This is a genomic window from Acinetobacter sp. RRD8 (assembly GCF_031844225.1).
In the GTDB taxonomy this organism is placed as follows: Bacteria; Pseudomonadota; Gammaproteobacteria; order Pseudomonadales; family Moraxellaceae; genus Acinetobacter.
On the sequence record NZ_JAUZUU010000004.1, the window covers coordinates 25,085 to 51,145 of the forward strand.

Consider the following 26,061-nt stretch of genomic DNA (forward strand, 5'->3'; position numbering starts at 1 on the left):
TCTTCTATATTAAGACTGATATAGAAGATTTTTTTAATAAGATGAAAACGACCAAAACAGAGATAGAACAATTTTTACAACAAGAGTTTCCACAAAGCCTGGAGAAGTGCAGGATTGAGGAAGTTTCTCCGCGTGGAGCTACTTTGCTGTATCAGGTGAGCTCAGAGGAATTGCGTCCAGGTGGCACCGTTTCTGGTCCAACCATGATGACCTTGGCGGATTTTGCTCTTTATGTCGCCATTCTGGGTGAAATTGGATTGGTCGGTTTGGCCGTGACCACTAACTTGAATATCAATTTTTTACGTAAACCTTCTGGTGGAACGGATATACGGGGAGAATGTAAGCTGATCAAGGTCGGCAAGGCACTGATCGTGGGAGAAGTCTGGATTTATTCGATAGATCATGAAGAACCTGTGGCGCATGTGACCGGAACATATTCAATTCCACCACAACGTTAAATATTTGAAATTAGAAGACTGGCTATAAATAGCCTAAGCTGACTTTGAGCAAATAAAAATCTAAAAAGAAAAGGAGATATCATCCAAGGATGTTATCTCCATCTACTTTTAACAATTCACCAAAGGCGTTTCCACTTCAAAATTTGGTGGGACGAGGACTGTTTTGCGTAATTCTGGTAGCAGCTCGGGATAATCCAGGGTGAAATGCAAACCGCGAGATTCTTTACGGTGCATGGCGCAGCGCACGATCATCTCGGACACCAGCACCAGATTGCGCAGCTCGATCAGATTTTTGCTGACCTGGTAATCCTGATAGTACTCGGTAATTTCTTTTTTCAGCATTTCAATACGATGTAGCGCACGTTCCAGGCGTTTGGTCGTGCGGACAATGCCAACATAGTTCCACATGGTCTGACGTAGCTCATCCCAGTTTTGCAGAATCACGACATCCTCATCCGGGTTGGTCACCTGAGAATCATCCCAAGCTGGAACTGCAGGAGCTGGCTGATCGGCCTTGAAATTTTCCTGAATGTGCTTGGCTGCACTCATTCCATAGACAAAACATTCTAAAAGTGAGTTACTGGCCATACGGTTAGCACCATGCAGGCCAGTATAAGAGGTTTCCCCAATCGCATAGAGTCCGGCAATATCTGTCTGGCTATGTTCATCGACCACAACACCACCGCAAGTATAATGGGCTGCCGGAACAACTGGAATCATGTCTTTGGTAATATCGATCCCTAGTTCAAGCAGACGGGCATACAGGGTAGGGAAATGCTCTTTGACAAAGCTTTCATCTTTATGGGTAATGTCCAGCCAGACATGACGTATACCGAGACGCTTGATTTCATAGTCGATAGCACGTGCCACAATATCACGCGGTGCGAGTTCGGCTCGTTCATCAAAACGCAGCATAAAGCGTTCACCATCGGGCAGACGCAGATAAGCGCCTTCACCACGCATTGCTTCAGTGATCAGGAAAGAACGTGCTTGCGGATGATACAGGCAGGTCGGATGAAACTGGTTAAATTCCATATTGGCGACCCGGCAGCCGGCACGATAGGCCATGGCAATACCATCACCGGTGGCAATATCCGGATTTGAGGTGTAAAGATAAGCTTTCATAGCACCGCCACAGGCAAGGGCGGTAAATGGCGCTAAAAAGGTATGCACTTTTTCAGTTGTTTCATCCAGCACATATAAACCCAGCGCACGATTATCGCCGTCTAAACCGAGCTTTTGTGAACAAATCAGGTCAATCGCAATATAATTTTCAAAGATTTTAATATTCTGTTTTTCTTGGGCACGTTGTACCAAGGTGGTGGAAATGGCACGACCCGTGGCATCGGCCGCATGAATAATTCGGCGCTGTGAATGGCCACCTTCACGGGTGAGATGTAATTGTTCCTGTTCATCGAGGGTAAATTGAACGCCATGTTTCAGCAGGAAATCAACCGAGGGTTTGCCACCTTCTACCGTCTGTTTAACCGCATCCATTTCACACAGTTGCGCACCTGCAATCATAGTGTCATCAATATGTTGTTCAATCGAATCCATTTCATCCAGTACTGCGGCCACGCCACCTTGAGCATAAAAAGTGCTGGCATCTGTCAGGGTAGATTTCGCCAAGACTGCAATATTAAAATGATCTGGGAGCGATAAGGCTAAACTTAAACCGGCACCGCCACTGCCCACAATAATGACGTCAAATTGATGGGTAAGGGATAAATTAGACATGTCCATCAGCTAATTTTAAAAAAGTTTGGTAATAACAGCGCTTTTTTGTACAAAAGGCAAGCGTTGAAGTGCTCATTTATTGATGAAAAAAATTAATCAAAGTCTTAACTTAGGGTTTTGATAATGAGATATTGTCCAGAGCGACGTTTTGAAACATATTATTACTTAAACTTTACAGTGTTTGTGATAAAACCTATTTACATAAATTTATCAACAATTTGAGTGAATAATTTATATGAAAATTCTAGACTTAAAAAAAGGATTATTTGCAGCGACTCTGACCATGAGTGCTGCACAGTTGCAGGCGGTCACGCCGGTTGATTTTTCAAATCTGGTCGAGCAGGTCAGTCCTGCAGTGGTCAGTGTCAATGTCGTTAAAAAAATGAGCGAAGAAGAGCTCTTACAACAACAAGTGCCGGAAATTCTGCGCCGCTTTTTTGGTAATCAGGTGATTATTCCGCAGCAGCGTATGCCACAGGAAAAGACCGGTTATGGCAGTGCATTCTTTATCAGCAAGGATGGTTATCTGCTGACCAATCATCATGTGGTTGAGGATGCTTCCAAAGTCACCATTACCCTGAATGACCGTCGTGAAATTGATGCCACTGTTGTAGGGAGTGATGCACGAACTGACGTAGCTTTGCTTAAAGTTAATGGCTCGAATTTCCCAGAATTACGGACGGGTGATGTAGGACGCTTACGTGTTGGTGAGCCTGTACTCGCAATTGGTTCGCCATTTGGTTTTGACTATTCGGCTTCTGCAGGCATTGTCAGTGCCAAAATGCGTAACATGATGGGTGAAACAGCAGTTCCTTTTATCCAGACCGATGTGGCCTTAAACCCGGGTAACTCAGGTGGTCCGCTGTTTAACCAGCGTGGTGAAGTGGTCGGTGTCAATTCCCGGATCTTTAGTGGGACCGGTGGTTATATGGGCTTGTCTTTCTCGATTCCGATTGATGTCGCGATGGAAGTTGCGGATCAATTGAAGAAGAACGGCAAAGTGACGCGTTCATATCTGGGGGTGAGTTTGCAGGATATCGACCGTAACCTGGCTGAATCTTATAATCTGCCTAAGCCTGAAGGTTCCCTGGTGACTCAGGTTGCGCCAAACTCACCGGCAGCGCGTGCAGGTCTGCGTGCTAGTGATGTCATCTTAAAATACAACGGTACACCCATCTCACGTACCAGTGAATTGTTGAACTATCTGAACCGTACTGCACCTCAGCAACAGGTACAACTTGAAATCTTGCGTGATGATAAACGTCGTAGTATTGCAGCGACTTTAAGTGCGGCACCAGATGATACCCCGGCAAAAGCAGGCACACAGGCTCAACCAAGTAAAGGACCAGTGATCGGGGTTTCAATTCGTGACTTAAGTCCAGCAGAGCTGGCGCGGTTAGAAATTAAAGGCGGTGTGGTGATTCAGGATGTACGTCCAGGTGGTATTGCTGCACAGGCACGAATCATGCCGAATGACGTGATCACCCAAATTAATAACCAGACAGTACTGAATTCAAATCAGTTTGTGCAAGAGGTGTCTGAACTGAAAAAGGGTAGCATCGCGCGCGTGACCTTGATTCGTCAGGGTCAACTTGCTGTGGTCGGAATGCGTATCTCATAAGATTGCTGGATTTTCGTGAAAGACCGCTTCTAGAAGCGGTTTTTTATTTTTTGCAATTTACCCCAGCGATAAATTCGGTAGACTCTATAACCTTAAAATCATGGGAAGGATAACAGCACAGTGAGCGGTATTTTTGATCTTGCTTTAAAGGTTCAAGCCAAACATATTGATGGATTGGGCCATGTGAACAATGTGATCTATGTGCAATGGATGCAGGATGTCGCATCAGCTCATATTGCAAAACTGGGCTTGGGATTAAAGCAATATGTGGAACTGAAACATGCTATGGTCGCGGTTGAGCATCAGGTGCAATACCGTAAGGCGGCTTTTGAAGGTGACGAGATTATTCTACGCACCTGGCTGAATGACATTAATGCTTTGTATTCCTTTAGACAATACGCATTTTATCGGCCCCAGGATCAGACCCTATTGTTTACTGGCAGTACTCAATGGGCCTGTATTGAAATGGCCACAGGGCGTCCGAAACGCATGTCACCGACATTTACCCAGGCTTATCAGCCACTTTCAGAACATGTAAATCCTTTTGACTTTTCAACTTTACATCTGGATTAATGAGACAACATTTTCCAGTTTGATCAGTACATCTGGATAATATTGAGGAAGAAGTGGAGTCGGGGAGCTATTTTCTAATCATGGTGATCCAGATTTCATCTGACTGAGGTGTACGCGACCTAGGGAATAAAGGAAAAAATATAATTCTTTTTCTAGATCACCATTCTGCTATAATCCTTCGCAATTTCTATTCGGCTTTTGTTATGTAATATTTTTAAATTACATAGCGTGTTTTTTCTCAAGGTAACCCATGGCGCAAGCTAAAAAATCTGTTGATATTAAAAACATTCGTAACTTCTCGATTATTGCGCACATTGACCACGGTAAATCGACCCTAGCGGATCGCTTTATTCAAACTTGTGGCGGCTTGCAAGATCGTGAAATGCAGGCTCAAGTCCTTGACTCAATGGAGCTTGAGCGCGAACGTGGGATTACCATTAAAGCCACTTCGGTAACCTTGTATTATACGCATCCCAACGGTCAAGAGTATCAGTTGAACTTTATTGATACACCGGGACACGTCGACTTCTCGTATGAAGTCTCACGCTCCCTTGCTGCCTGTGAAGGTGCCTTGCTGGTTGTAGATGCTGCGCAGGGCGTAGAAGCACAGTCTGTTGCTAACTGCTATACCGCAATTGAACAAGGTCTGGAAGTACTTCCGGTACTGAACAAGATCGACTTGCCGCAAGCTGAACCTGAACGTGTCATTCAGGAAATTGAAGACATTATCGGGATTGAAGCCACAGAAGCGCCGACCTGTTCTGCAAAAACAGGTTTAGGTATTGAAGGTGTGCTTGAAACACTGGTCAATGTAATTCCTGCACCTGAGGGTGATCGCGAAGCGCCATTACAAGCGCTGATTGTGGATTCATGGTTTGATAACTACCTTGGTGTAGTTTCTCTGGTTCGGGTCAAGCAGGGTCGAGTGCGTAAAGGCGACAAAATGTTGATTAAATCAACCGGTCAAACGCACATCATTACCTCTGTAGGTATCTTTAACCCGAAACATACTGAAACCGGTATGCTGGAAGCGGGCGAAGTTGGCTTCGTGATTGCTGGTATTAAAGATATTTTCGGTGCACCGGTCGGTGATACGATTACCTTGGCAGCGACGCCTGAAGTTGCAACATTACCGGGCTTTAAAAAGGTGAAACCGCAGGTTTATGCCGGTCTATTCCCGATTGATGCCAGCGATTTTGAACCTTTCCGTGAAGCTTTGCATAAGCTACAAATCAATGACTCGGCCTTGTTCTTTGAACCTGAAAGTTCAGATGCGCTCGGTTTTGGTTTCCGTTGTGGCTTCCTGGGTATGCTGCACATGGAAATCGTACAGGAACGTCTGGAACGCGAGTACGATCTTGACCTGATTTCTTCTGCACCAACCGTAATTTATGAAGCGGTGATGAAGAATGGCCAGACCATTTATATCGACAGTCCATCCAAAATGCCTGATGGTTCAACGGTTGAAGATTTACGTGAACCGATTGCTGAATGTCATATCCTTGTGCCGCAAGAATACCTAGGTAATGTCATGACATTGTGTGTTGAGCGCCGTGGTGTACAAAAAGACATGAAGTTTATGGCGAATCAGGTTTCCATTACTTTCGAAATTCCAATGGCCGAAGTGGTGATGGATTTCTTTGATAAATTGAAGTCTTGTTCACGTGGTTTTGCATCACTCGACTATAACTTTGTCCGTTTTGAAAGCTCCTCTTTAGTCAAAGTAGATGTCTTGATCAATGGTGAAAAAGTCGATGCCTTGGCGATGATCTGTCACCGTAACGATGCACGCCATCGTGGTATTGCACTGGTTGAAAAAATGAAAGACCTGATTCCACGTCAAATGTTTGATGTCGCGATTCAGGCGGCAATTGGTGCGCAAATCATTGCACGTTCGACTGTGAAAGCGATGCGTAAAAACGTATTGGCGAAGTGTTATGGTGGTGACGTGTCACGTAAGAAAAAACTTCTGTCTAAACAGAAAGAAGGTAAGAAACGCATGAAACAGGTGGGTAGCGTAGAAATCCCGCAAGAAGCGTTCTTAGCCGTATTAAAAGTCGAACGCTAAAATAATAAGGATATAAGCCCATGGATTTTGATTTTAATTTGATTCTTGTGCCTGCGACCCTGTTTTTTGTCGCAGTGTGGTTGCTAGACAAGTTTGTTTTGAAACAAAGACAAACCCGGGGCAAGGGCCATGAGAATTTCATTATCACTTGGGCTTATGACTTTTGGCCGGTGCTGGCCATCGTGCTGGTACTGCGTTCTTTTTTATACGAACCTTTTAATATTCCGTCCGATTCGATGGTGCCGACGCTAGAAACTGGTGATTTTATTCTGGTGAATAAATTTGACTATGGCATCAAACTGCCTATGGTGAACACCAAAATTATTGATACTGGCAGTCCGGAACGTGGTGATGTTGCGGTATTCCGTTATCCACCACAACCGACCATCAGTTATATCAAGCGTATTGTCGGCTTGCCAGGCGATCATATTGTTTATGATCATGGCCAGTTGAGCATTAATGGTGAAAAAGTAGCGAAAGTTCCAGTAGAATTTAGCCGCGAAAAAGACCGCTTAGATACCCCGAATGCTATTTATCATAAAGAAACCCTGGGTGAGCATACCTTTACCATGCGTGAGCTGGAAGGCGTGAATGTCGCTCGTCAGGCACCTTTTATTAACTATTTGGAAAATGGTAAATATTCAGGTGAAAATGGTTTATATTGGGAAGTGAAAGTGCCAGAAGGTCATTACTTTGCGATGGGGGATAATCGCGATCAGAGTGCTGACAGTCGTTTCTGGGGGCTTGTTCCGGAAGAAAACTTAACAGGTCGTGCCTTCTATATCTGGATGCATAAAGAACCTGGCTTTAAATTACCATCGTTTGGTCGAAACGGAACAATCGATTAATTGTTTCAATCAGGAAAATAAAAATGAGACATCAACAAGGTGCTTCTTATATTGGGGTTTTAATTGCAATCGTGGGCTTTGCATTTCTTGCAAAAGTGGCGATTGCGGTGTGGGGACCATACTTCGATGATCGTATGGTAGATGGTGAGATTGAGGCGCTGTTAAAAAGTGCTCCAGCCAATATAACGCCAGAAAAATTCCGTCAACAGATGAGTCAGCGTTTAGAAATGAATAATATTCGTGATCTAAAGTTTGACGAAATTGCCAAAGTTACCAATACCGATGGTTTACAGGTGCACAAGAATTATGAAATTCGTAAAAATTTCATAATGAATATCGATTTAGTGATGAAGTTTGAGAAAGAGTTTGATCAAAGCACAGTCAAAGCTAAATGATGAACGTCTTGCCAAACGGATCGGCTATCAGTTCAAACAGGCTGATTTGCTGAAACTGGCATTGACTCATCGTTCAGTCAGTCATAAACACAACTACGAGCGCCTGGAATTTCTGGGCGATTCTCTTTTAGGGATGATCATTGCGAATTATCTTTTTAATGCCTATCCAAGCGAAAATGAAGGCCGGTTAACGCGTATGCGTGCGACCCTGGTTCGTCAGGAAGCATTAGGAAAAATCGCCAATGATTTAAAACTGAGTCAGAATTTAATTCTCAGTACCGGTGAATTGAAATCTGGTGGTCATCATCGTGAGTCTATACTGGCAGATACGGTAGAAGCGATTATTGGCGCAATCTATGTCGACTGCGGTGATCTCACCGTGCTAGAACCGATTGTGTTAAAATGGTACGAACCATATTTAGATCATATTGAGCCGACAGATCAGCTTAAAGATCCTAAATCTCGCTTACAAGAGTATTTACAAGCACGTAAGAAACCTCTCCCAGTTTACGAGGTTGTAGATATTCAAGGTGATGCACCCAATCAGCATTTTAAAGTGGAATGCCAGATTGCGGGATTGCCGACCATGCAAGGCGAAGGTGCGAGTCGACGTTTTGCTGAACAAGCCGTTGCGGCGGATATTTTGAAACTTTTGGAGCATAAGTCTTAATGACTACTCATTCCGATCACATTGATGCTGATCACGAGTCGCAAAGCGACAGTCACGACCTTATTAGTCAATTTTTTAGTGCGCAAGGCACCGAAATCCCATCAGATTATCGTAGTGGTTTTGTTGCTATTGTAGGTCGCCCGAATGTGGGCAAATCTACCTTAATGAACCATATTTTGGGTCAAAAACTTTCGATTACCTCACGTAAACCGCAAACCACACGTCATAAAATTGTGGGGATTGATTCACGTGAAAAATCTCAGGCTGTATTTGTTGATACACCGGGGATGCATAAAAAAGAAGTCCGTGCCATCAATAAAATGATGAACCGTGCGGCACATTCGGCTTTGCGCGATGTGAACCTAGTTTTATTCGTGGTGGATGCACAAAAGTGGACGCCAAATGATGACCTGGTACTAGAAAAGCTGAAAAATGCAGAGATGCCAGTGATTCTGGTGATTAACAAGCTGGATACCTTTGAAAACAAGAACGAAGCTTTGCCGCTGATTCGTGAACGCGAAAAGCTGATGAACTTTGCAGAAATCGTACCGGTATCTGCACTTCGTGGTGCCAATCTTGAACATTTACGTGACACGATCGCCAAGTATCTTCCATTCCAGCCACCCCTGTATTCACTGGATCAACTGACCGATCGTTCAGAGCGTTTCCTGGCCTCTGAAATTATCCGTGAAAAGATCATGCGTCAGCTGGGTGAAGAGCTTCCATATGATTTGACCGTTCAGATCGAATCCTTTAAAACTGAAGAGCCGGTCTTGAATGAAAAAACCGGTCGTATGAAAGCCGCCTGTACCTATATTGATGCCACGATTTTTGTCGATCGTCCAAGCCAAAAAGCCATTGTGATTGGCGAGAAAGGTGTCAAACTGAAAAAAATCGGTATGGATGCGCGTCTCGACATGGAAAAAATGTTCGAGCAAAAAATCATGCTGACCCTTTGGGTGAAAGTCAAAGGTGGCTGGTCTGATGATGAGCGTGCATTAAAAAGCTTAGGTTATAGTGATATCTAAGCAATAAGTTTGATAAGACCTTTTAAGGAATTCCGTGATGATGAAAGTGTTGGCAGTGGTTGCATGTGTTTTATTTCTGCAAGGCTGTATTCATAAAGTGGTCACGGTTCCTGTTAAAGTGGCTTATAAAACCACAAAAGTCGCAGTCAAAGGCACTGCGGCTGTTGTGGGTGCAGTGATCCCGGATGGGGATGACGAAGAAGATGATAAAAAATCAAAAAAAGATAAGGATTAAAGTGCCCGCTTATGCGTAACGAAGTACTGCATGGTTATCTGATTCATCAGCGTAAGTACCGTGAACGCAGTCATATTGTGTATTTATTTACCCAAGAATATGGCAGGGTAGATGGTATTCTCAGGCAAATGCCACCACCGCAATACCAGCCCATTCGCTTGCAAGCTTCAGGTAAATCCGAACTCAAAAATTTTACTAAACTGGAAATTGTTAATCAGCCGATTTTCTTTTTTGGCGATGCCTTTTTTTCAGGTTTTTATCTGAATGAAATTTTGCTGCGCTTATGCCCACTTGAAGTGGAAATGCCGCAAACCTTTGCTAAATATGCAGAGACCTTAACCGCATTGCAGCAATTATCCGCACAATCCAACCCGAATTTATATTTAAAACAGATCTTGCGCCAGTTTGAGCATGTTTTGCTGGAAGAACTCGGTTATGGTCTGGATTTTTCGGTAGATGCCAATCAGGCGCAGATTGATCCACAACAGCACTATTATTTTCAGCTCAATGCCGGCTTTATGCCATCGGCCAATGCCTTACGCTCCACCCTATCCGGTCAACAGATTTTAAGCATGTTGACGCATGAAAATGGTGGGGATTTTAATCCGGAACAGTTACAATTACTGACGAAACTGTATCGACAGGTGATCACGGCCTTGCTTGGTGATCGACCATTAAAAAGTCGACAACTCTGGATTCAAAATTCTCAATCTCAATCGTAGTTAGGAAAAGATTATGGCTGCATTACTTGGTGTCAATATTGACCATGTCGCAACATTAAGACAAGCACGTGGTACGACGTACCCAGACCCAGTCAATGCTGCATTGATCTGCGAACAGGCAGGGGCAGAAGGCATTACCTTGCACTTGCGTGAAGACCGTCGTCACATTCAGGATGACGATGTGCGTCGTATGCGTCCTGCGTTAAAAACCCGTATGAACCTTGAGTTGGCGGTAACAGATGAAATGATCGCCTTTGCCAAGGAAATCAAGCCACAGCATGTTTGTTTTGTTCCTGAAAAACGTCAGGAAGTGACCACTGAAGGTGGTCTGGATGTCGTGGGTAATTTTGATGCTGTAAAAGCCGCGACTCAAGAGCTGGAAGCCATTGGTTGTGATGTATCTTTATTTATTGATGCCGATTTTGCACAAATTGATGCAGCAGTTGCTTGTGGTGCACCGACGATTGAGATTCACACAGGCGCCTATGCCGATGCAGAAACTCCAGAAGCGCAACAAGCGGAACTGGAACGCATTGTGAAAGGTGCTGAATATGCTGCATCTAAAGGTTTGGTGGTAAATGCGGGCCATGGCTTAAATTTGGATAACGTGACGCCGATTGCTGCGATTCCACAGATTCATGAGCTCAATATCGGTCATTCTTTAATTGCGGATGCGGTATTTGTTGGTCTGGCACAAGCGGTTCAGCAAATGAAAGCCGTGATTAAATCAGCGCGTTAAGATCAGAGTGATTATGTCGAATATTAATTATGATGAACTGATGCAGCCGGTGATCGCTTTCCTTGGTTGTGAAACACCGCAAGCATGGCTGGATATGGCGGTCGAAAATCTTGAAATCTTGATGCAGGATCATGCCAACTGTGAAAAAAAAGCAGCCAGCACGGCCATGAACCTGATGTTTCGCTATAGCTATTTTGTTGATCTACAGGTGAAGCTTGCACAGTTAGTTCGTGAAGAAATGCTGCATTATGAGCAAGTACTTGAATTGATGAACAAGCGTGGTCAGACTTGGCAAAACTTGAGTGCAGGGCGTTATGCCGGTGGTTTACGCAAGGAAATCCGGACTTTTGAACCTGAAGCCTTGATTGATGTACTGGTGATTGGTGCCTTTGTAGAAGCGCGTTCCTGTGAGCGTTTCTACGCGCTTGCTTCGCGTGTTGATGATGAGCTGGCACGTTACTACCGTTACCTGCTCAAGTCCGAATCTCGCCATTTTGAAGACTATCTGGCTTTGGCGATGGATGTGGCAACCACGGCGAAACTGAAAAATCCGAAAGAGGATATTCAGGAGCGAATCCTGCATATTCGTGAAGTTGAAAAACAGCTGATTCTCGCGCCTGATGAAACTTTCCGTTTCCATAGTGGTGTTCCGGCTCAAGCGGCTTAATCTCGGTGATAATTTAAAAATCCTCCATCCATGGGGGATTTTTTATCTCTCGAGATTTTGAAAAAAGGAGTATTTATATATCGAGTTTTATGAGGGATTGAAAATAATTATTTTAAATAGTTGAAAATAATAAGCCGTGAAATTTTAAGATAATAAAAAAGCCCACTTCATTATGAGTGGGCTTTCTTGAATTTGGCTCTCCAACCTGGGCTCGAACCAGGGACCTGCGGATTAACAGTCCGTCGCTCTACCGACTGAGCTATTGGAGAATCTGAAAGCGATTATAGAGAGATTTTGACAGGGGTCAAGCAAAAATTATCATATTTATTATAAATACAGCCTGTCTGTTTTTAATTTAGGCAATTGCATAAATTTCACGAAAAATACTTGTCAGAATAAATTTCACTTGCTAGATTAAAACCATAAAGTCGTTTGACCAAATGGTCAAACAGTGTGGATTTAAACCTACTTGCCAGCACAAAAATGGCTAAACCGGAGACAGCGAATGAATACGCTCAACATCCCTCAAATTTTCTCTCAACTGGCTTATTATCAAGAAAACTATCTGAAAATTATTGCCGATCCTGCACAGTATTATATCCCGGTTAAAGACGCTCATATCACGCTATGGCCCTTGGCACAAAAATCACTTTATTTAGGTGATTTGCTGCAATTATGGTTTGCAGAAAAATGGTTGGTAGAAACTGAACGTCAATTTAACTTTGAAATTTTCCTGAATGCAGACTATCTGAAAGAACCAGGCAAAGACCTTTATATCTATGCCATTTCTGGGAATCTTTTGATGGGCACCAATCAGTCTAAAGCGTGGCAAGCCTCAACAACACAAACACAAGATGTGGAATTAGCCAATGTTTCCAAGCATTATTTTGAGTTTCAAGGCTTAACTCGACCACGCTTGTCATGTGTTGAAGCAGGGCAGGTGAAAAGCAGTATTATTTAAATGAAGTACCTGATGAGTTGTACAGGCTACCAATTTCATTCAGTCCGAATAATCATACAGGTCGCAGTGGCATGAGCATACAGGCGACCTTCTTCATCCAGAATCTGACCTTCAGAAATACCTAAATTTCTACTGAGATTAATTGATTTTCCTACGGCTTTCAGTGGCTGATTTTGAGGGATGGGGCGGCACATCTTTACATTCAGATCAATGGTGCCATAACCGACACCTGCTTCAAGTAAAGTATGAATCGCGCAGCCTGTCACGGTATCCAAAACAGTTGCAGCAAAACCACCATGGACGCCGCCAAGCGGATTTAAATGTCGATGATCAGCTTTGACCTTAAATTCTACACGTCCGCTTTCAATCACTGCTGGTTGCATCGACATGGTTTCACTAATACTCGGGGGCGGGATTTTTCCATCACGCATCGCTTCCAATAATGCTAAACCGCTCATTTCTTTTGGGTTCATTATGCTTTTCCTGTCATTATTCTTGAGTGGTTGAGGTTTAATTCAAAATTGTGACATCGATAATAGCAATCTGGTATAGGAATGGCGGATTATTTTGTAAGAAGTGCATTGCCTGCACCTGAGTAAAGTCATTTTTATAAAAAATAAGAAATAGAATAATTTATGGCACGATACTGGTATACATTTCTAATGAAATATCTCAGATCTAAATAATCTGACAAAAAACGAATCTTATAAAAGAATTAAAAATCGAGTGATAGGGTAATGAAACAGTTTCTGCATCTTTGGGTGCCTATTTTTCTCAGTAATGCCATTATTATGCTCAGTAGTTTGTTCGACGTGATTTTTCTATCACATTTTTCACCTCAGCATGTGGCTGCATTGGCAGTCTGTTTGTCTGTTTATTCTTTGTGCTTTGTGACGGGTATTGGGGTGTTACAGGGCATGATGCAAGAGCTGGCAGAAGCCAATGGACGTCAGGATTATGCGGACATCCAGCGTGTTGTGAAGCAAAGTATTTTGATTGTACTGGTGATTTCTGCTGTTGCGATGTACTTGTTTAATCATGCGACGCCTTTACTTTATTTTTTAAAGGCAGATGCGGCCTTACAGGCATTGATTGTGCCATGTCTGTGGCTGTTGGCTTGGACGATTCCAGCGCATTTATTGTTGCGTATTTTATATATTTTAACCCAAGCCTGTGGGCAGGCTAAGCGCGTGTTCTACGCCAATATGATCTATTTACTGCTCAAAGTGGCTTTGGCTTATGTCTTGATTTATGGCATTGAGGGTTATGTTACAAGCTATGGGGTTGAAGGTGCATTCATGGCACATTTGATTGTGCAGTGGATACTGTTGTTTGTTTACTATTTTTTCTTCCTTGAGCAGAAGTTAAAGATCCCGTGGTCTGGTGTTTTCTTTCACTGGCAGACTTTGTTGAAAATTTTAAAAATTGGATTGCCCAATGCGGTAGTGACTTTTGTGGATGTATTTGCCATCAGCGCGATTGCTTTGCTGATCTTGCCTTTGGGTGACATGGTAGTGAATGCACATCAGGTGATGCTTGGTTTATTGGGCTTGATGTTTATGTTGCCGATGTCGATGGCATCCGCCTTCGGTATTTTGGTGTCGACTCAAATCGGTGCGGAGCAGATTGATGCTGCATGGCAACTCAGTAAGCGGGCACTGATGGCTGTGATGCTAATAGCTATCGTTGTCGTGTTGACTATTTGGGGTTTAGATAGTTGGATTGTAGGGTTATTTAGCAATGATGCGCAGGTGATTGCATTAGCCTTGGCATTGATCTTTTTAATGTGTTGGATGCATATCTTTGATGCGCTACTGGTGATTAGTTTGGCAATGCTACGTTGCTGGCGAGAAATTGTCAGACCGATGTTTATTTTTATCAGTACCGTGCTGATCGTGGGCTTAGGTGGTGGTTGGTATGTGGCGTATCATCCAATGACACTGTTTAATTGGCAAAGCAATGCATTGGGGATTCATGGTTTTTGGTGGATGTTGAGTATTGCGTACACGATTGCAGCAAGTCTATGTTTTGTTTGTTTGCTCATTAAATACTTGAGCTATAAGCGAATACGACTCACTGTTTAATACATGTTGAAGAACATAAAAAAACCCGCGAAACTCGCGGGTTTTCTAAATCAAATGAGTTGATTATTGTGCAGCTTTTTCAGCTTCGATTGAAGCAATCGCAGCGTCAACGCCTTCAATTGAGTCAGCAGCTTTTTTGATACGTGCAAGTGCATCCACCAGTACTTCGTCAGCCGTTGCGTAAGAGATGCGCATGAAACCGCCAAGACCGAATGCATCGCCAGGAACCACTGCAACGCCAGTCTCTTCCAGTAACCATGCAGAGAATTCTGTGCAAGATTTAAGACCTTTGGCACGAATCAACGGTTTGATGTTGGCATATGCATAGAATGCGCCATCAGCAGGCAAGCAAGAAATACCGTGAATGTCATTCAAGCCTTTCACAACTAGGTCATGGCGACGTTTGAATGCTTCAATCATTGGCTCAAGTACATCTTGAGGACCATTCAAGGCAGCTTCAGCAGCAACTTGCGAAATTGAAGTTGGGTTTGAAGTTGACTGAGATTGGATCTTTTTCATTGCACCAATAAGTTTAGCAGGGCCCGCTGCGTAGCCGATACGCCAGCCAGTCATTGCATAGGCTTTAGATACACCGTTTAATACGATAGTACGGTCATAAAGGTCTGGTGCAACTGTTGCGATGTTGTAGAACTCGTCATCCCAACGGATTGGTTCGTACATATCATCAGATGCGATAAATACTTCTGGGTATTTACGCAGTACGTCAGCCAGCGCTTCAAGCTCAGCTTTAGTGTAGATCATACCTGTAGGGTTAGACGGGCTGTTCAATACTACTAGACGTGTTTTGTCAGTGATTGCAGCTTCTAATTGTTCAGGGGTGATTTTGAAACGTTGTTCTTCACCACATTTCACAATAACAGGAACACCTTCAGCGATGATCACCATATCCGGGTAGCTTACCCAGAATGGTGCAGGGATGATGACTTCATCACCTTTGTTTAACAAAGCAAGGGCCAAGTTAAAGAATGATTGCTTACCACCACAAGAAACCAGAATCTGGTTTGCTGCATAGTCTAGGTTATTGTCGCGTTTGAATTTAGCAATAATGGCTTTTTTAAGACCTGGCGTACCGTCAACAGCGGTGTATTTGGTGAAACCGTTGTTAATCGCTGCAATTGCTGCATCTTTGATGTGTTGAGGGGTATCAAAATCTGGTTCACCTGCGCCCAAACCAATCACGTTGTGACCTGCAGCTTTTAATTCAGCAGCTTTGTTGGTCACAGCAAGCGTAGGGGACGGTTTGATGGCATTCACACGATCAGAGAGACGTACGTCCACGGCAGTATTCCTTCTTATAGGGATTAAAAAATAAAAAGCACATTATCTTAGCCTAAAATGGTGCAGATAGGGCAAAAGAATTTGGAAAACTTTAAGGAAAAAATGGTGTATTGGCCGAACTTTATCTTGAATTTCGATGCGCTGGAAGCGGGCAAGGGGAGACTTTTTACATCTCGGTCATGCATACGAATGCATGAAATATAAAATAAAAATGGCCACTTTAAAGTGACCATTTTGTGTTGTTGATGTTGTGGTTACACACTAAAGCGTGACAAATCTTCGTCCGGGCGTGCTGTTAAAATTTCCGCGCCGGTTTTGGTCACCAGAATCGTATGTTCATATTGTGCTGACAATGAATGGTCTTTGGTGACCACTGTCCATTTATCACCGAGTAATTTGGTTTTCCAGTCACCACCATTGACCATTGGCTCAATGGTAAAGGTCATGCCTTCTTCAAGTACCATGCCGGTATCTGGCTGACCATAATGCAGCACTTGCGGTTCGTCATGGAAAGTTGTACCAATACCGTGACCACAATATTCACGTACCACGCCAAAACGCTCGGATTCAACATACTGCTGAATGGCATGACCAATATCGCCAATGGTTGAACCCGGTTTTACAGTTTCAATACCTCGGTACATGGCTTCTTGCGCTACCTTACATAGACGGTTGGCAAGAATAGTGGTTTCACCACCCACGATGTACATCATGTTGGTGTCACCATGATAGCCATCTTTAATCACGGTCACATCAATGTTCAGGATGTCGCCTTTTTTCAATTTTTTACTGTCTGATGGAATGCCGTGACACACTACGTGGTTCACAGAAGTACAAATAGTATGTTGGAAGGCAGGTCGACCCGGTGCAGCGCCATAGCCTAAGCATGCTGGAATCGCCTGTTGTTGGTTAACAATATAGTCATGACAAATCGTATCAAGTTCTAGCGTAGTAACACCTGGAACAATATGCGGTTTGATCATATCCAATACTTCTGCCGCCAGTCGCCCTGCCACACGCATTTTTTCAATTTCGTCAGGGGTTTTGATAAGTCGACGTGGCGCTTGGTAAGTGTTGTTCATGATCTCTAAAAACTTTTGGAAATTTGTGTGTGACTATGGTATAAATAGCCGCCCATTTTATCAAATGCTTTTTCGTGAATAAATTTCACGGGCTTTGTGCGATGAGGCAAAAAAATCCGCACATATATCGACACATTACTCTGGGTGCCCTTTAGGGTGGAGAATGCGGGTATATGGAGGCCTAACCCAAACTTTAAGGTAAAGAAAATGGCAGATTACAACGTAAGCATGCGCGACCTTCTTCAAGCTGGCGCGCACTTTGGTCACCAAACTCGTTTCTGGAATCCAAAGATGCGTGATTACATCTTTGGTGCGCGTAACAAAATTCACATCATCAACCTTGAGCACACTGTTCCTGCGTTAAATGATGCTTTGAACTTTGCTAACAACTTGGCTAGCAAAAAGAACAAAGTTTTGTTCGTTGGTACTAAACGTGCAGCTTCTGCGATCATCCGTGAACAAGCTCAACGCGCTGGTCAACCATATGTAGATCACCGCTGGTTAGGTGGTATGTTGACGAACTGGAAAACACTTCGCCAATCTATCAACCGTTTAAAAGACCTTCAAACTCAATCTCAAGACGGCACTTTCGCTAAGCTGACTAAACGTGAAGCTCTAGAGCGTACTCGTGAGATGGAAAAACTTGAGCGTGGCTTAGGCGGCGTTAAAAACATGGGTGGTTTACCTGACGCATTATTCGTAATCGACGTTGATCACGAAGCGATTGCAATCAAAGAAGCGAAGAACCTTGGTATTCCTGTAATCGGTATCGTTGATACAAACTCTAACCCAGACAACGTAGACTACGTTATCCCGGGTAACGATGATGCGATCCGTGCAGTAACACTTTATGCTTCTGCTATGGCTGATGCGATTCTTGCTGGTAAAGAATATGCTCAATCACAAGCAAATGCACAAGCTAAAGCAGAAGAAGCTCCAGCTTCTGAGGCTTAATGCGTTTGACGCTAGCTTGTCATTTTTGCGACATGTGATGGTGGCAAAGTAAGCGTTATGTATGCAGGCGGCCCATGAGAACTCCTCTGGGCCGTTTCTGTTCTAAAAAGAATTCATTTTCTACCGAATTTAGGAGATAAACATGACTGCAGTTACAGCAAGCATGGTTAAAGAATTGCGCGATCGTACTGGTCTTGCAATGATGGAATGTAAAAAAGCTTTGACAGAAGCGGGCGGCGACGTTGAACTAGCGATCGACAACCTACGTAAATCTGGTCAAGCTAAAGCTGCTAAAAAAGCAGGTAACATTGCTGCTGACGGCGCGATCACAATTGCTCAAGACGGCAACAAAGCACTTCTTCTAGAAGTTAACTGTCAAACTGACTTCGTTGCAAAAGACGAAAACTTTGCTGGTTTCTCTGCGAAAGTTGCTGCTGCTGCACTTGCTGCAAACGTAACTGATCCTGCTCAAATCGCTGAATTGAAACTAGAAGATGGTACGACTGTTGAAGAAGCGCGTATCGCTCTTGTTCAAAAAATCGGTGAAAACATCCAAGTACGTCGTGCGAAAATTGTTGAAGGCGAAAACCTTGCAGTTTACAAACACGGTCTTAAAATCGGTGTTGTTGTTTCTTACACTGGTGATGAAGCTACAGGTAAAGGCTTGGCAATGCACGTTGCTGCGTTCAACCCAGTTGCTGTAAATGCTGAAGGCGTTTCTGCTGAGCTTATCGCGAAAGAGAAAGAAATTGCTGAAGCGAAAGCACTTGAATCTGGCAAGCCAGCAAATATCGTTGAGAAGATGGTTGTAGGTTCTGTTGAGAAATACTTGAATGAAGTTGTGCTTGAGCGTCAAATGTACGTAATCGACAACGATAAGAAAGTTGCAGACGTTCTTAAAGCAACTGGTACTACAGTTGCAAACTTCGTTCGTTTCGAAGTTGGTGAAGGCATTGAGAAAAAAGCAGAAATGAGCTTCGCTGAAGAAGTTGCTGCTGCTCAAGCTGCTGCAAAATAATTCCTGAGGAATTAGAAAAAGCCCTATCTGATTGATGGGGCTTTTTTATGTTGATTTATTCTTCATCAGCAATTCAAGAATAGGATTTGGGTTTGGTGATAGAGCTCAGATCATGTATTTATCATTTAATAAAAAAGTTATAAAAAATGCCAAATAAAACCAATCTGGGCATTGGTGCAGTCATTGCACTTTTGATTGCTGCTTATCTGGGCCTGGATCTACAGCAATCCCAACCACTTATTCCATCCGCATCTGATACCACAACTGAAACGCTTCATTCAGAGCCTAACTTAGAACCTTCTCAAGCCACTGATGATCTGGACCGAATTGCACGGGCGTTTCAACAGCGCCAGAGTGATCTACAGGTTCGTTCAAGTGGGCAGGTGATTGCCGTTTTGCCAGATGATCATGAAGGATCGCGCCATCAAAAGTTCATCCTCGAATTACCAAACGGTCAAACTGTACTAGTTGCGCATAATATCGATCTGGCGCCGCGTATTCAGAATATTCAAAGACAGGATCAGGTCGAGTTTTATGGAGAATATGAATACAGTGACAAGGGAGGGGTGATTCACTGGACGCATCATGACCCGGCGCGAAAACATGTTGATGGGTGGTTAAAACATCAAGGAAGAACCTATCAATAAGGTTCTTCTAATTGAATAAATCGAATATAGCGTTTAAACGCTCATAATTGCGCTGTTATGGCGTGATTTCCAGTTCGGTAGGATTTTACCTAAATAGGCATCCATGCACCAAATTGGGCCAATGAGGAGGAATTGGAGGTCTTTGAAGAATGAAGGCTTTTTACCTTCCACTTTGTGCCCATAAAATTGGCCAATCCAGGCCAAGACAAACAGTGCAATAAAGAAACTGGTACCAACTGGCAGAATCCAGATGAGCCAAGCCATCACCAACGTTAATACAGCCATCGCTACTGCCAAAACAAGATCCAGACGTGCATAGAAGATAAAAGCCAAAACCAGTAGCAGGGTAGTTAGCAAAGCGCTGAAATGCGCCAGAATGCCAATAATCGAAAAATAGATGGTTGGTACGCAGACCCAGTGAATCAGCTTATTGGTTTTATTTTGATGGCTGTCACTATATTCATCGAACCATTCAGATATTGTTTTCATTCTTCGCTCCATTCCATGAACATGTTTTGCTTATGTGGAAATATAAAGCAGAATCCGGATATGGTCAAAAGTTAATCATGCAAGCGAGTGAATTTTATCAGGCAGAATGAGCCTAACAAAATTTTCTTGAAAGAACTTTAAGATAGTGCTGAGCAGGGGCGTTTATTTTTTTTTGGAAAAATGAGCACAATAAAAAAGCCACATTACTGTGGCTTTTGTTAAATGTGTTGCAGGTCAAATCTTAAGAATTTGGACCAGCGACACGTTCAATACTGACTTTTGCAGTACCGGCACTGGTAATACCCAACTGTTTCGCAGCACCGTAAGATAAATCAACAACACGGTTACCATGGAAAGGACCGCGGTCATTTACTTTAACCACGACGCTCTTGCCGTTATTACGGTTGGTTACGCGAATATAGCAGTTCAATGGCAGGCTACGATGAGCAGCTGTCATTGCGTTCATGTCAAAGGTTTCACCGCTTGCGGTTTTACGGCCGTGGAATTGACGACCATACCAAGACGCTGTACCTGTCTGACTGAATTTACGTACAGTATTAGAAGCCACTGTATTCAGTTTTTCAATCACTGAAGGCTCTTCTGCAGGAAGTTCAATTTTCGCTGCAATGGTTTCACGGCGAACTTTATCGCCCGAACGCTCAGTGATTGAAAGGCTGTTCAAATTTGTGAAATTTGAATTGAAGCTTTGAGCTTCTTTATTGAGTACTCGCGTTGCAAGACGCGAATTGTCATTTTCATTGGTGAATGAAGATGACGGAACCATATCTGCCTGCGATTGCGTCAGCGTGACGATCGTGGCAATGGCCATAAAAGACTTCAAAATTGAAGAATGCATCGAATCAACTCCTAACAGCATATCTATTGGTTGTTCATAAATGGCTGAAAAACCATGTAAACATGCCTGATATTTAACTTATGCAACTACATTTAACGAAATGGATAATATTCATGCCAGCAATACCCTGTCTAGTGTTTAATTAAAATAGTTAAAAAAAGAACGCAAAATAAACAATGATTGATCAAAAAATAATCAATATTGTAACATAATATTAAAATTGCTTAAAATATGCACAAATTAACCCATAAAAATGTTGACTTTCATAATTTGTATTAATTTTTAGTGTTAACGGCTGGTAATTTCGGTACCTAATAACCACAAAGCAGTAGCATACATACGGCTGCGATTATAAGTGGTAATCACTTGAAAATTTGGATAAGTGATATAGTAAATCGAGCCATAATTCTCTTGTAATTGAATTACATTAACCAGATCCAGATCGTCAATTTTTACGATTGGATTCATTGGGCTGATGCCTTGAGTTTTTAACACACCATAGGGGGTAGGTTGAGTCAGATCCTTGGCAATCACGGCATCTGGATTTGAACCGGTATAACGTGCCGGAAAGGCAATTGGCTGATTACGCTGCCAGCCATGCTGTGCCAGATAGTTGGCAATCGAACCAATCGCATCTACCGCTGAGTTACGCAGGTCAATATGACCATTGCCATCGTAGTCCACGCCGAATTTTGGAATGTTGCTCGGCATAAACTGCGGATAGCCAACAGCGCCGGCATACGAACCCACCACAGAAGAGGTGGCAACACCATCTCTATACGACCAGGCAATTAAAGCAGCTAGTTCATCCTGAAAATACTGGGCACGACGTTCATAGCCAAACCCTAAGGTTGCTAGGGCATCACGAGTGACAAAAGAGCCCTTGTTGCTACCAAAACCGGTTTCTACACCTAAAATGCCCAGAATGATCGCCTGTGGTACACCAAACTGCTGTTCAGCACGGTTAAGCGTTTCTGCATATTGCTGTTTAAAACGTACGCCGCGCTGAATGGTAGATTCAGCCAGGAAGTTAGTTTTATACGAATACCAAGGCTTACTTTCACCTGGGCGATTCATGATATTGATAATATTAGGCAAATTACGCGTCCCGCTCATGGCGGAATCTACTTGCTGGGCACTCAGCCCATAGCTCTGCATGGCGTTCTGCTTAAAAGCGGCATAAGAAGGGTGATATTGGAAATCGTTGGCCAGACTCAAACTGCTGAGACCAAATGCGGTAAGTGCGATTGAAAGCTGCTTAAACTTTTTATAAAAATCCGATTTCAACATCTTGCTACGATTTCCAGTTTTTTTGATGAGTTGCTGGCGATGTCATTTGAATCATGCCATGAAAAAGATTGATAAATTTTTTCAATCGTGGGGCTTAAAGTGCCAGATTAAAGATAACATTCGGATGAATAAGAGACCTAGCCGCTTATACAAAAATAGCGATGGATTGGCTATTTTTACGGCAGTTTGTCTTATAGAGTCGCTTATCTGTAACAAGCTATTTCACTGATCATAAAAAAGCCTGACCGAAGTCAGGCTAATTCCTCAAGATTTGTAGAAAATCTTGAACTATTCTGTATAGAACAAAGTGTCGTGATATTCGGCCATGGCGCGCAGCTCATCTTTATTCAAATTCAGAATGATTTTATCTGCTGCCATATTGATGGCCTTGATCACTGCAGATGCGCCAATATCTGCTGCCTTGCGTTTGATCATGCCAAGATCCAGGGTTTTATTAAAGTCGACCATAAAATGTCGTACTGTCGCTTCACCAAATTGCTTGTACAGGTTGCTGAACGCTTGTTTATCAATAGTCTGACCGGCTTTAAGTTCTGCGTAATGATGTTTTAAATTCGTCACCAGACTGGCATCCAGTGATTCACCAATGCGGAAATGTCCTTCAGGATCTTTAAACAGACTGCGCTCAGAGAATGCAATTGACTCTCTGACCACATCGTTCGGCGCTTTACTTAATAGCTGCTTCAGTAAAACCGCAACAGTCGACTTGATATAGCCAGCCAGTTTTTCCGCAGTATCACGTTTATCGCTGGCAGGAAAGCGACGCACCAGCTCGGTAAGAATCGCATCAATAATTTCATCATTAATCATTAATGCGGTTTTATCACGCAATGGGTAAAGCGGCTCACTTGAATTTTTGTTTTTTTGTGCAGTCTGAATTGTATTTAAAAGCTCTGCAGAAGGAATAAACCCAAAAAATGGCATTGTTCAACCTCAATGTTTTTTATTGTCGCGCTAAACGAATAGGGCGAGGCATCCATGTTAAATCCGATACACGGCAAGGGTTGATATCCAATCCACCACGGCGTGTATAGGTTGCGTAGACCATCAGCTTTTCCGGTTTCAGTTGCTGCCAGATATCGGCGAACATCTGCTCCACACATTGTTCGTGGAAACCATTATGCTGACGGTAGGAAATAATATAAGCTAAAATACTCTTATAACAAGGTTTTTTACCCTGATAACGTATAAAAACTGTTCCCCAGTCCGGCTGGCCAGTGACAGGGCAGTTACTTCTGAGTAAATGTGAATACAGCTGTATTTCGCCTTCTGCTGCATCCTTCGAATCCAAAGCCAATAAACTGGCATCTGGATGATTTTCCAGACGTTCAGGTATAAGCTCATCAATACAGATACCTTCCGGCTTACTGATCTCTAATTCATCGACCTGAAACAGTTGCAGTTTGACTTCAGCTTCAGCCGCAGTAGATAAATCTTTTTCTACCGTCGCGATAAAGGCTTCTTTAGATTCAAACTTGGCAAAGTTCAGACTATTGAAATACAGCTTCAAGGATTTGGATTCGATCAGATTCGGCGAGGACGCTGGCAAGCTAATGCGGCCAATGGCGACTTGTGGCACACCTGCTGGATTTAACCAGGAAATTTCAAACACATGCCACCAGTCTGCACCTTGCTGAATCGCTTCAACATGTGCGTATTGTTCACGGGCAGGCGCGCGTGAAATCGGAAACAGAACATCAGGATGATATTCTGTCGGGTAATTGGTGTCTTTACCAAGGAGAGATTGTTCTACACTCATTATTCACGCATTCCTGAACCACGGGAGAGTAAATGATAGGCCACTGCATACAGCACGGCACAACATAAGGTAATTACTGTCAGTGAAATGGCGACATTGACATCGCTATGTCCTAAAATGCCATAGCGGAAAGCATTCACCATATACACGACAGGATTAATTAAAGATAAATTTTGCCAGAATGGGCTTAAGCTGGAAATAGCATAAAATACACCACCCAAATAGGTTAGTGGCGTTAACACAAAAGTCGGGATGATCGAGATATCATCGAAAGATTTGGCATAAACGGCATTGATAAAACCACCCAAGGAAAACAGCAGGGAAGTAATTAAAACTGTATATATAGTCACAAACCAATTGGTGATATATAAGTCAGCAAAAAATAAGCTCACTGCACTCACAATGATCGCCACCAGTATCCCACGAATCACACCGCCCAATACATGCCCCCATAAAATGGCATGCATCGGTACAGGACTCATGATCAGTTCTTCAATACTTTTCTGGAATTTTGAGCTGAAGAAACTAGACGAGACGTTGGCATAGCTGTTGGTGATCACGGCCATCATAATCAGACCGGGCACAATGAACTCCATATAACTATAGCCGCCCATTTCCCCGATACGTGAGCCGACCAGATTACCGAAGATCACGAAATATAAGCTCATGGTAATGGCAGGTGGTAACAGGGTCTGCGGCCAGATGCGCATAAAGCGACGCACTTCTTTATAGATAATGGTATATAAAGCTACGCTGAGTTGATTAATGTTCATTGCGCAGCTCCATCCAGATTTTTCTCGACCATTTTCACAAAAAGTTCTTCCAGACGATTGGATTTATTGCGCATACTGCGTACCTGAATATTCTGTGATTCCAGCAACTGGAACAGATCATTCATGGTATGTGCCTTATCCATGGTAATTTCTAAGGTCATCGGATCGATCAGGTTAAATCGCACGCCGATGATATCCAGATGCAAAGGTTCAATCGGTTCGGCCAGATCAAAAATAAACGATTCTTCATTGAGCTGACTCAGGAAGCTTTTCATGGTGGTGTCTTCTTTAATCACACCGCGATCGATAATCGCAATGCGGCGACACAACATTTCTGCTTCTTCTAGATAATGCGTGGTCAGAATGATGGAGGTGCCTTTTTCATTCATCTCGTTCAAAAATTCCCACATCGAACGACGCAACTCGATATCAACGCCTGCCGTCGGTTCATCCAGAATCAGCAGTTTCGGTTCATGCATCATGGCACGCGCGATCATCAGGCGACGTTTCATCCCGCCCGATAACATGCGGGCCTGAGTGGAACGTTTTTCCCATAAACCCAGTTTGGTCAGATAAAGCTCCGCCCGTTCCTGTGCAATTTTTTTAGGAATGCCGTAATAGCCTGCCTGAGTCACCAAAATATCAAAGGTTCTTTCAAACTGGGCAAAGTTGAATTCCTGAGGTACTACACCTAGGCACTGTTTGGCCTGGGAAGGGTGGGTATCCAGATTATGACCAAAAATTTCGACTGTACCGGAGGTTTTTTTTGTTAATGAGCTGATAATACCGATGGTAGTAGATTTTCCTGCGCCATTAGGCCCCAATAGCGCATAAAATTCACCTTCTGGTACATTTAAGTTAATCCCTTTCAATGCCTGAAAGCCATTGCGATAGGTCTTTGACACATCCCTTAAGATCAGTGCATCAGTCATGAATATCTCAAATGGTGAAAAGTTGAGATATTGTGAGTGATCTCGCAAAATAAGCCAAGTGATTCACATGCAATTCTGTGTTGCTGTTTTGGAACATTGTATAAAGCTTAAGCATAAAAATGATGAAGTTAGAGATAG

The 26,061-nt window shown here is 43.1% G+C and carries 28 protein-coding genes and 1 tRNA gene; 17 read left to right on the forward strand and 12 right to left on the reverse strand.

Going from position 1 to position 26,061, the window contains the following annotated elements:
• The first annotated feature begins 41 nt into the window (after positions 1-41).
• A complete protein-coding gene (locus tag Q9R24_RS05705; RefSeq protein ID WP_311203963.1) occupies positions 42-458 on the forward strand; it encodes a PaaI family thioesterase in 417 nt (138 codons plus the stop codon).
• Positions 459-566: 108 nt separating this feature from the next.
• Here Q9R24_RS05705 and nadB read toward each other — a convergent pair whose 3' ends face one another.
• Positions 567-2,201: an L-aspartate oxidase gene (gene nadB, locus Q9R24_RS05710; protein WP_311203962.1), complete on the reverse strand. Its 1,635-nt coding sequence runs from the start codon at positions 2,199-2,201 to the stop codon at positions 567-569.
• 229 nt (positions 2,202-2,430) lie between these two features.
• Between nadB and Q9R24_RS05715 the strand changes: the two genes are divergently transcribed.
• The 11 genes from Q9R24_RS05715 (at position 2,431) to Q9R24_RS05765 (ending at position 11,761) form a co-directional block, all read left to right on the forward strand.
• Positions 2,431-3,816 (forward strand): Do family serine endopeptidase, encoded by a 1,386-nt coding sequence (locus Q9R24_RS05715; protein ID WP_311203961.1) that lies wholly within the window; start codon positions 2,431-2,433, stop codon positions 3,814-3,816.
• A 120-nt stretch (positions 3,817-3,936) separates the two neighbouring features.
• Positions 3,937-4,389, forward strand: coding sequence for a thioesterase family protein (locus tag Q9R24_RS05720; RefSeq protein ID WP_311203960.1), 453 nt, complete (start codon positions 3,937-3,939; stop codon positions 4,387-4,389).
• Between the two features lie 250 nt (positions 4,390-4,639).
• Entirely contained in the window at positions 4,640-6,457 is a 1,818-nt protein-coding gene (gene lepA, locus Q9R24_RS05725) for a translation elongation factor 4 (RefSeq protein WP_004731667.1), read from the forward strand.
• Positions 6,458-6,477: 20 nt separating this feature from the next.
• Complete coding sequence (gene lepB, locus Q9R24_RS05730) at positions 6,478-7,305, forward strand: signal peptidase I (protein ID WP_004279064.1); 828 nt, start codon at positions 6,478-6,480, stop codon at positions 7,303-7,305.
• Between the two features lie 23 nt (positions 7,306-7,328).
• The gene (locus tag Q9R24_RS05735) at positions 7,329-7,700 is read left to right on the forward strand and encodes a DUF4845 domain-containing protein (protein WP_004279063.1); all 372 of its coding nucleotides are present in this window, start codon (positions 7,329-7,331) and stop codon (positions 7,698-7,700) included.
• Positions 7,672-8,370, forward strand: a complete 699-nt coding sequence (rnc, locus tag Q9R24_RS05740; protein WP_004279062.1) for a ribonuclease III — start codon at positions 7,672-7,674, stop codon at positions 8,368-8,370. Before Q9R24_RS05735 ends, rnc begins: the two co-directional genes overlap by 29 nt.
• Positions 8,370-9,398 (forward strand): GTPase Era, encoded by a 1,029-nt coding sequence (era, locus tag Q9R24_RS05745; RefSeq protein ID WP_004279061.1) that lies wholly within the window; start codon positions 8,370-8,372, stop codon positions 9,396-9,398. Before rnc ends, era begins: the two co-directional genes overlap by 1 nt.
• Positions 9,399-9,435: 37 nt before the next feature.
• On the forward strand, positions 9,436-9,633 hold the full coding sequence (locus tag Q9R24_RS05750; protein ID WP_004645619.1) for an NF038104 family lipoprotein: 198 nt from the start codon (positions 9,436-9,438) through the stop codon (positions 9,631-9,633).
• Between the two features lie 11 nt (positions 9,634-9,644).
• Complete coding sequence (locus Q9R24_RS05755; RefSeq protein WP_311203958.1) at positions 9,645-10,355, forward strand: DNA repair protein RecO C-terminal domain-containing protein; 711 nt, start codon at positions 9,645-9,647, stop codon at positions 10,353-10,355.
• A 13-nt stretch (positions 10,356-10,368) separates the two neighbouring features.
• Positions 10,369-11,094, forward strand: coding sequence for a pyridoxine 5'-phosphate synthase (gene pdxJ, locus Q9R24_RS05760; protein ID WP_004645617.1), 726 nt, complete (start codon positions 10,369-10,371; stop codon positions 11,092-11,094).
• A gap of 13 nt (positions 11,095-11,107) precedes the next feature.
• A complete protein-coding gene (locus tag Q9R24_RS05765; RefSeq protein ID WP_311203957.1) occupies positions 11,108-11,761 on the forward strand; it encodes a tRNA-(ms[2]io[6]A)-hydroxylase in 654 nt (217 codons plus the stop codon).
• 193 nt (positions 11,762-11,954) lie between these two features.
• Here Q9R24_RS05765 and Q9R24_RS05770 read toward each other — a convergent pair.
• A tRNA-Asn gene (locus Q9R24_RS05770) sits at positions 11,955-12,030 on the reverse strand.
• 236 nt (positions 12,031-12,266) lie between these two features.
• Between Q9R24_RS05770 and Q9R24_RS05775 the strand changes: the two genes are divergently transcribed.
• Positions 12,267-12,722 carry a hypothetical protein gene (locus tag Q9R24_RS05775; protein ID WP_311203956.1) on the forward strand — a complete coding sequence of 152 codons (456 nt, stop codon included), beginning with the start codon at positions 12,267-12,269 and terminating at the stop codon, positions 12,720-12,722.
• Positions 12,723-12,757: 35 nt separating this feature from the next.
• Here the strand turns inward: Q9R24_RS05775 and Q9R24_RS05780 are convergent, their stop codons facing one another.
• A complete protein-coding gene (locus tag Q9R24_RS05780) occupies positions 12,758-13,195 on the reverse strand; it encodes a PaaI family thioesterase (protein ID WP_404976569.1) in 438 nt (145 codons plus the stop codon).
• A 264-nt stretch (positions 13,196-13,459) separates the two neighbouring features.
• Here Q9R24_RS05780 and Q9R24_RS05785 point away from each other — a divergent pair, with 264 nt between their 5' ends.
• Positions 13,460-14,806: an MATE family efflux transporter gene (locus Q9R24_RS05785; protein ID WP_311203955.1), complete on the forward strand. Its 1,347-nt coding sequence runs from the start codon at positions 13,460-13,462 to the stop codon at positions 14,804-14,806.
• Between the two features lie 63 nt (positions 14,807-14,869).
• Here Q9R24_RS05785 and Q9R24_RS05790 read toward each other — a convergent pair whose 3' ends face one another.
• Positions 14,870-16,105 carry a pyridoxal phosphate-dependent aminotransferase gene (locus Q9R24_RS05790; RefSeq protein WP_071850978.1) on the reverse strand — a complete coding sequence of 412 codons (1,236 nt, stop codon included), beginning with the start codon at positions 16,103-16,105 and terminating at the stop codon, positions 14,870-14,872.
• 254 nt (positions 16,106-16,359) lie between these two features.
• Positions 16,360-17,187, reverse strand: coding sequence for a type I methionyl aminopeptidase (map, locus tag Q9R24_RS05795; protein WP_148334583.1), 828 nt, complete (start codon positions 17,185-17,187; stop codon positions 16,360-16,362).
• Positions 17,188-17,394: 207 nt separating this feature from the next.
• Here map and rpsB point away from each other — a divergent pair, with 207 nt between their 5' ends.
• From rpsB to Q9R24_RS05810, 3 genes are all read left to right on the forward strand, one after another.
• Positions 17,395-18,141 (forward strand): 30S ribosomal protein S2, encoded by a 747-nt coding sequence (gene rpsB, locus Q9R24_RS05800; RefSeq protein ID WP_004279050.1) that lies wholly within the window; start codon positions 17,395-17,397, stop codon positions 18,139-18,141.
• 142 nt (positions 18,142-18,283) lie between these two features.
• Entirely contained in the window at positions 18,284-19,159 is an 876-nt protein-coding gene (tsf, locus tag Q9R24_RS05805) for a translation elongation factor Ts (protein WP_004645608.1), read from the forward strand.
• 146 nt (positions 19,160-19,305) lie between these two features.
• Positions 19,306-19,806: a DUF3465 domain-containing protein gene (locus tag Q9R24_RS05810; RefSeq protein ID WP_311203954.1), complete on the forward strand. Its 501-nt coding sequence runs from the start codon at positions 19,306-19,308 to the stop codon at positions 19,804-19,806.
• Positions 19,807-19,839: 33 nt separating this feature from the next.
• Here Q9R24_RS05810 and Q9R24_RS05815 read toward each other — a convergent pair whose 3' ends face one another.
• From Q9R24_RS05815 to Q9R24_RS05845, 7 genes are all read right to left on the reverse strand, one after another.
• Entirely contained in the window at positions 19,840-20,295 is a 456-nt protein-coding gene (locus tag Q9R24_RS05815) for an Mpo1-like protein (protein WP_311203953.1), read from the reverse strand.
• Between the two features lie 241 nt (positions 20,296-20,536).
• Positions 20,537-21,151, reverse strand: coding sequence for a septal ring lytic transglycosylase RlpA family protein (locus tag Q9R24_RS05820; protein ID WP_004279046.1), 615 nt, complete (start codon positions 21,149-21,151; stop codon positions 20,537-20,539).
• Positions 21,152-21,439: 288 nt separating this feature from the next.
• The gene (mltB, locus tag Q9R24_RS05825; protein ID WP_005106462.1) at positions 21,440-22,441 is read right to left on the reverse strand and encodes a lytic murein transglycosylase B; all 1,002 of its coding nucleotides are present in this window, start codon (positions 22,439-22,441) and stop codon (positions 21,440-21,442) included.
• 288 nt (positions 22,442-22,729) lie between these two features.
• Positions 22,730-23,383, reverse strand: coding sequence for a hypothetical protein (locus Q9R24_RS05830; protein WP_129716451.1), 654 nt, complete (start codon positions 23,381-23,383; stop codon positions 22,730-22,732).
• Between the two features lie 19 nt (positions 23,384-23,402).
• Positions 23,403-24,218 (reverse strand): NADPH-dependent 7-cyano-7-deazaguanine reductase QueF, encoded by an 816-nt coding sequence (gene queF / locus Q9R24_RS05835; protein ID WP_311203952.1) that lies wholly within the window; start codon positions 24,216-24,218, stop codon positions 23,403-23,405.
• Positions 24,218-24,991, reverse strand: a complete 774-nt coding sequence (locus Q9R24_RS05840; RefSeq protein ID WP_004279041.1) for an ABC transporter permease — start codon at positions 24,989-24,991, stop codon at positions 24,218-24,220. Before Q9R24_RS05840 ends, queF begins: the two co-directional genes overlap by 1 nt.
• Positions 24,988-25,923: an ABC transporter ATP-binding protein gene (locus Q9R24_RS05845; protein ID WP_311203951.1), complete on the reverse strand. Its 936-nt coding sequence runs from the start codon at positions 25,921-25,923 to the stop codon at positions 24,988-24,990. Before Q9R24_RS05845 ends, Q9R24_RS05840 begins: the two co-directional genes overlap by 4 nt.
• Positions 25,924-26,061 lie beyond the last annotated feature (138 nt).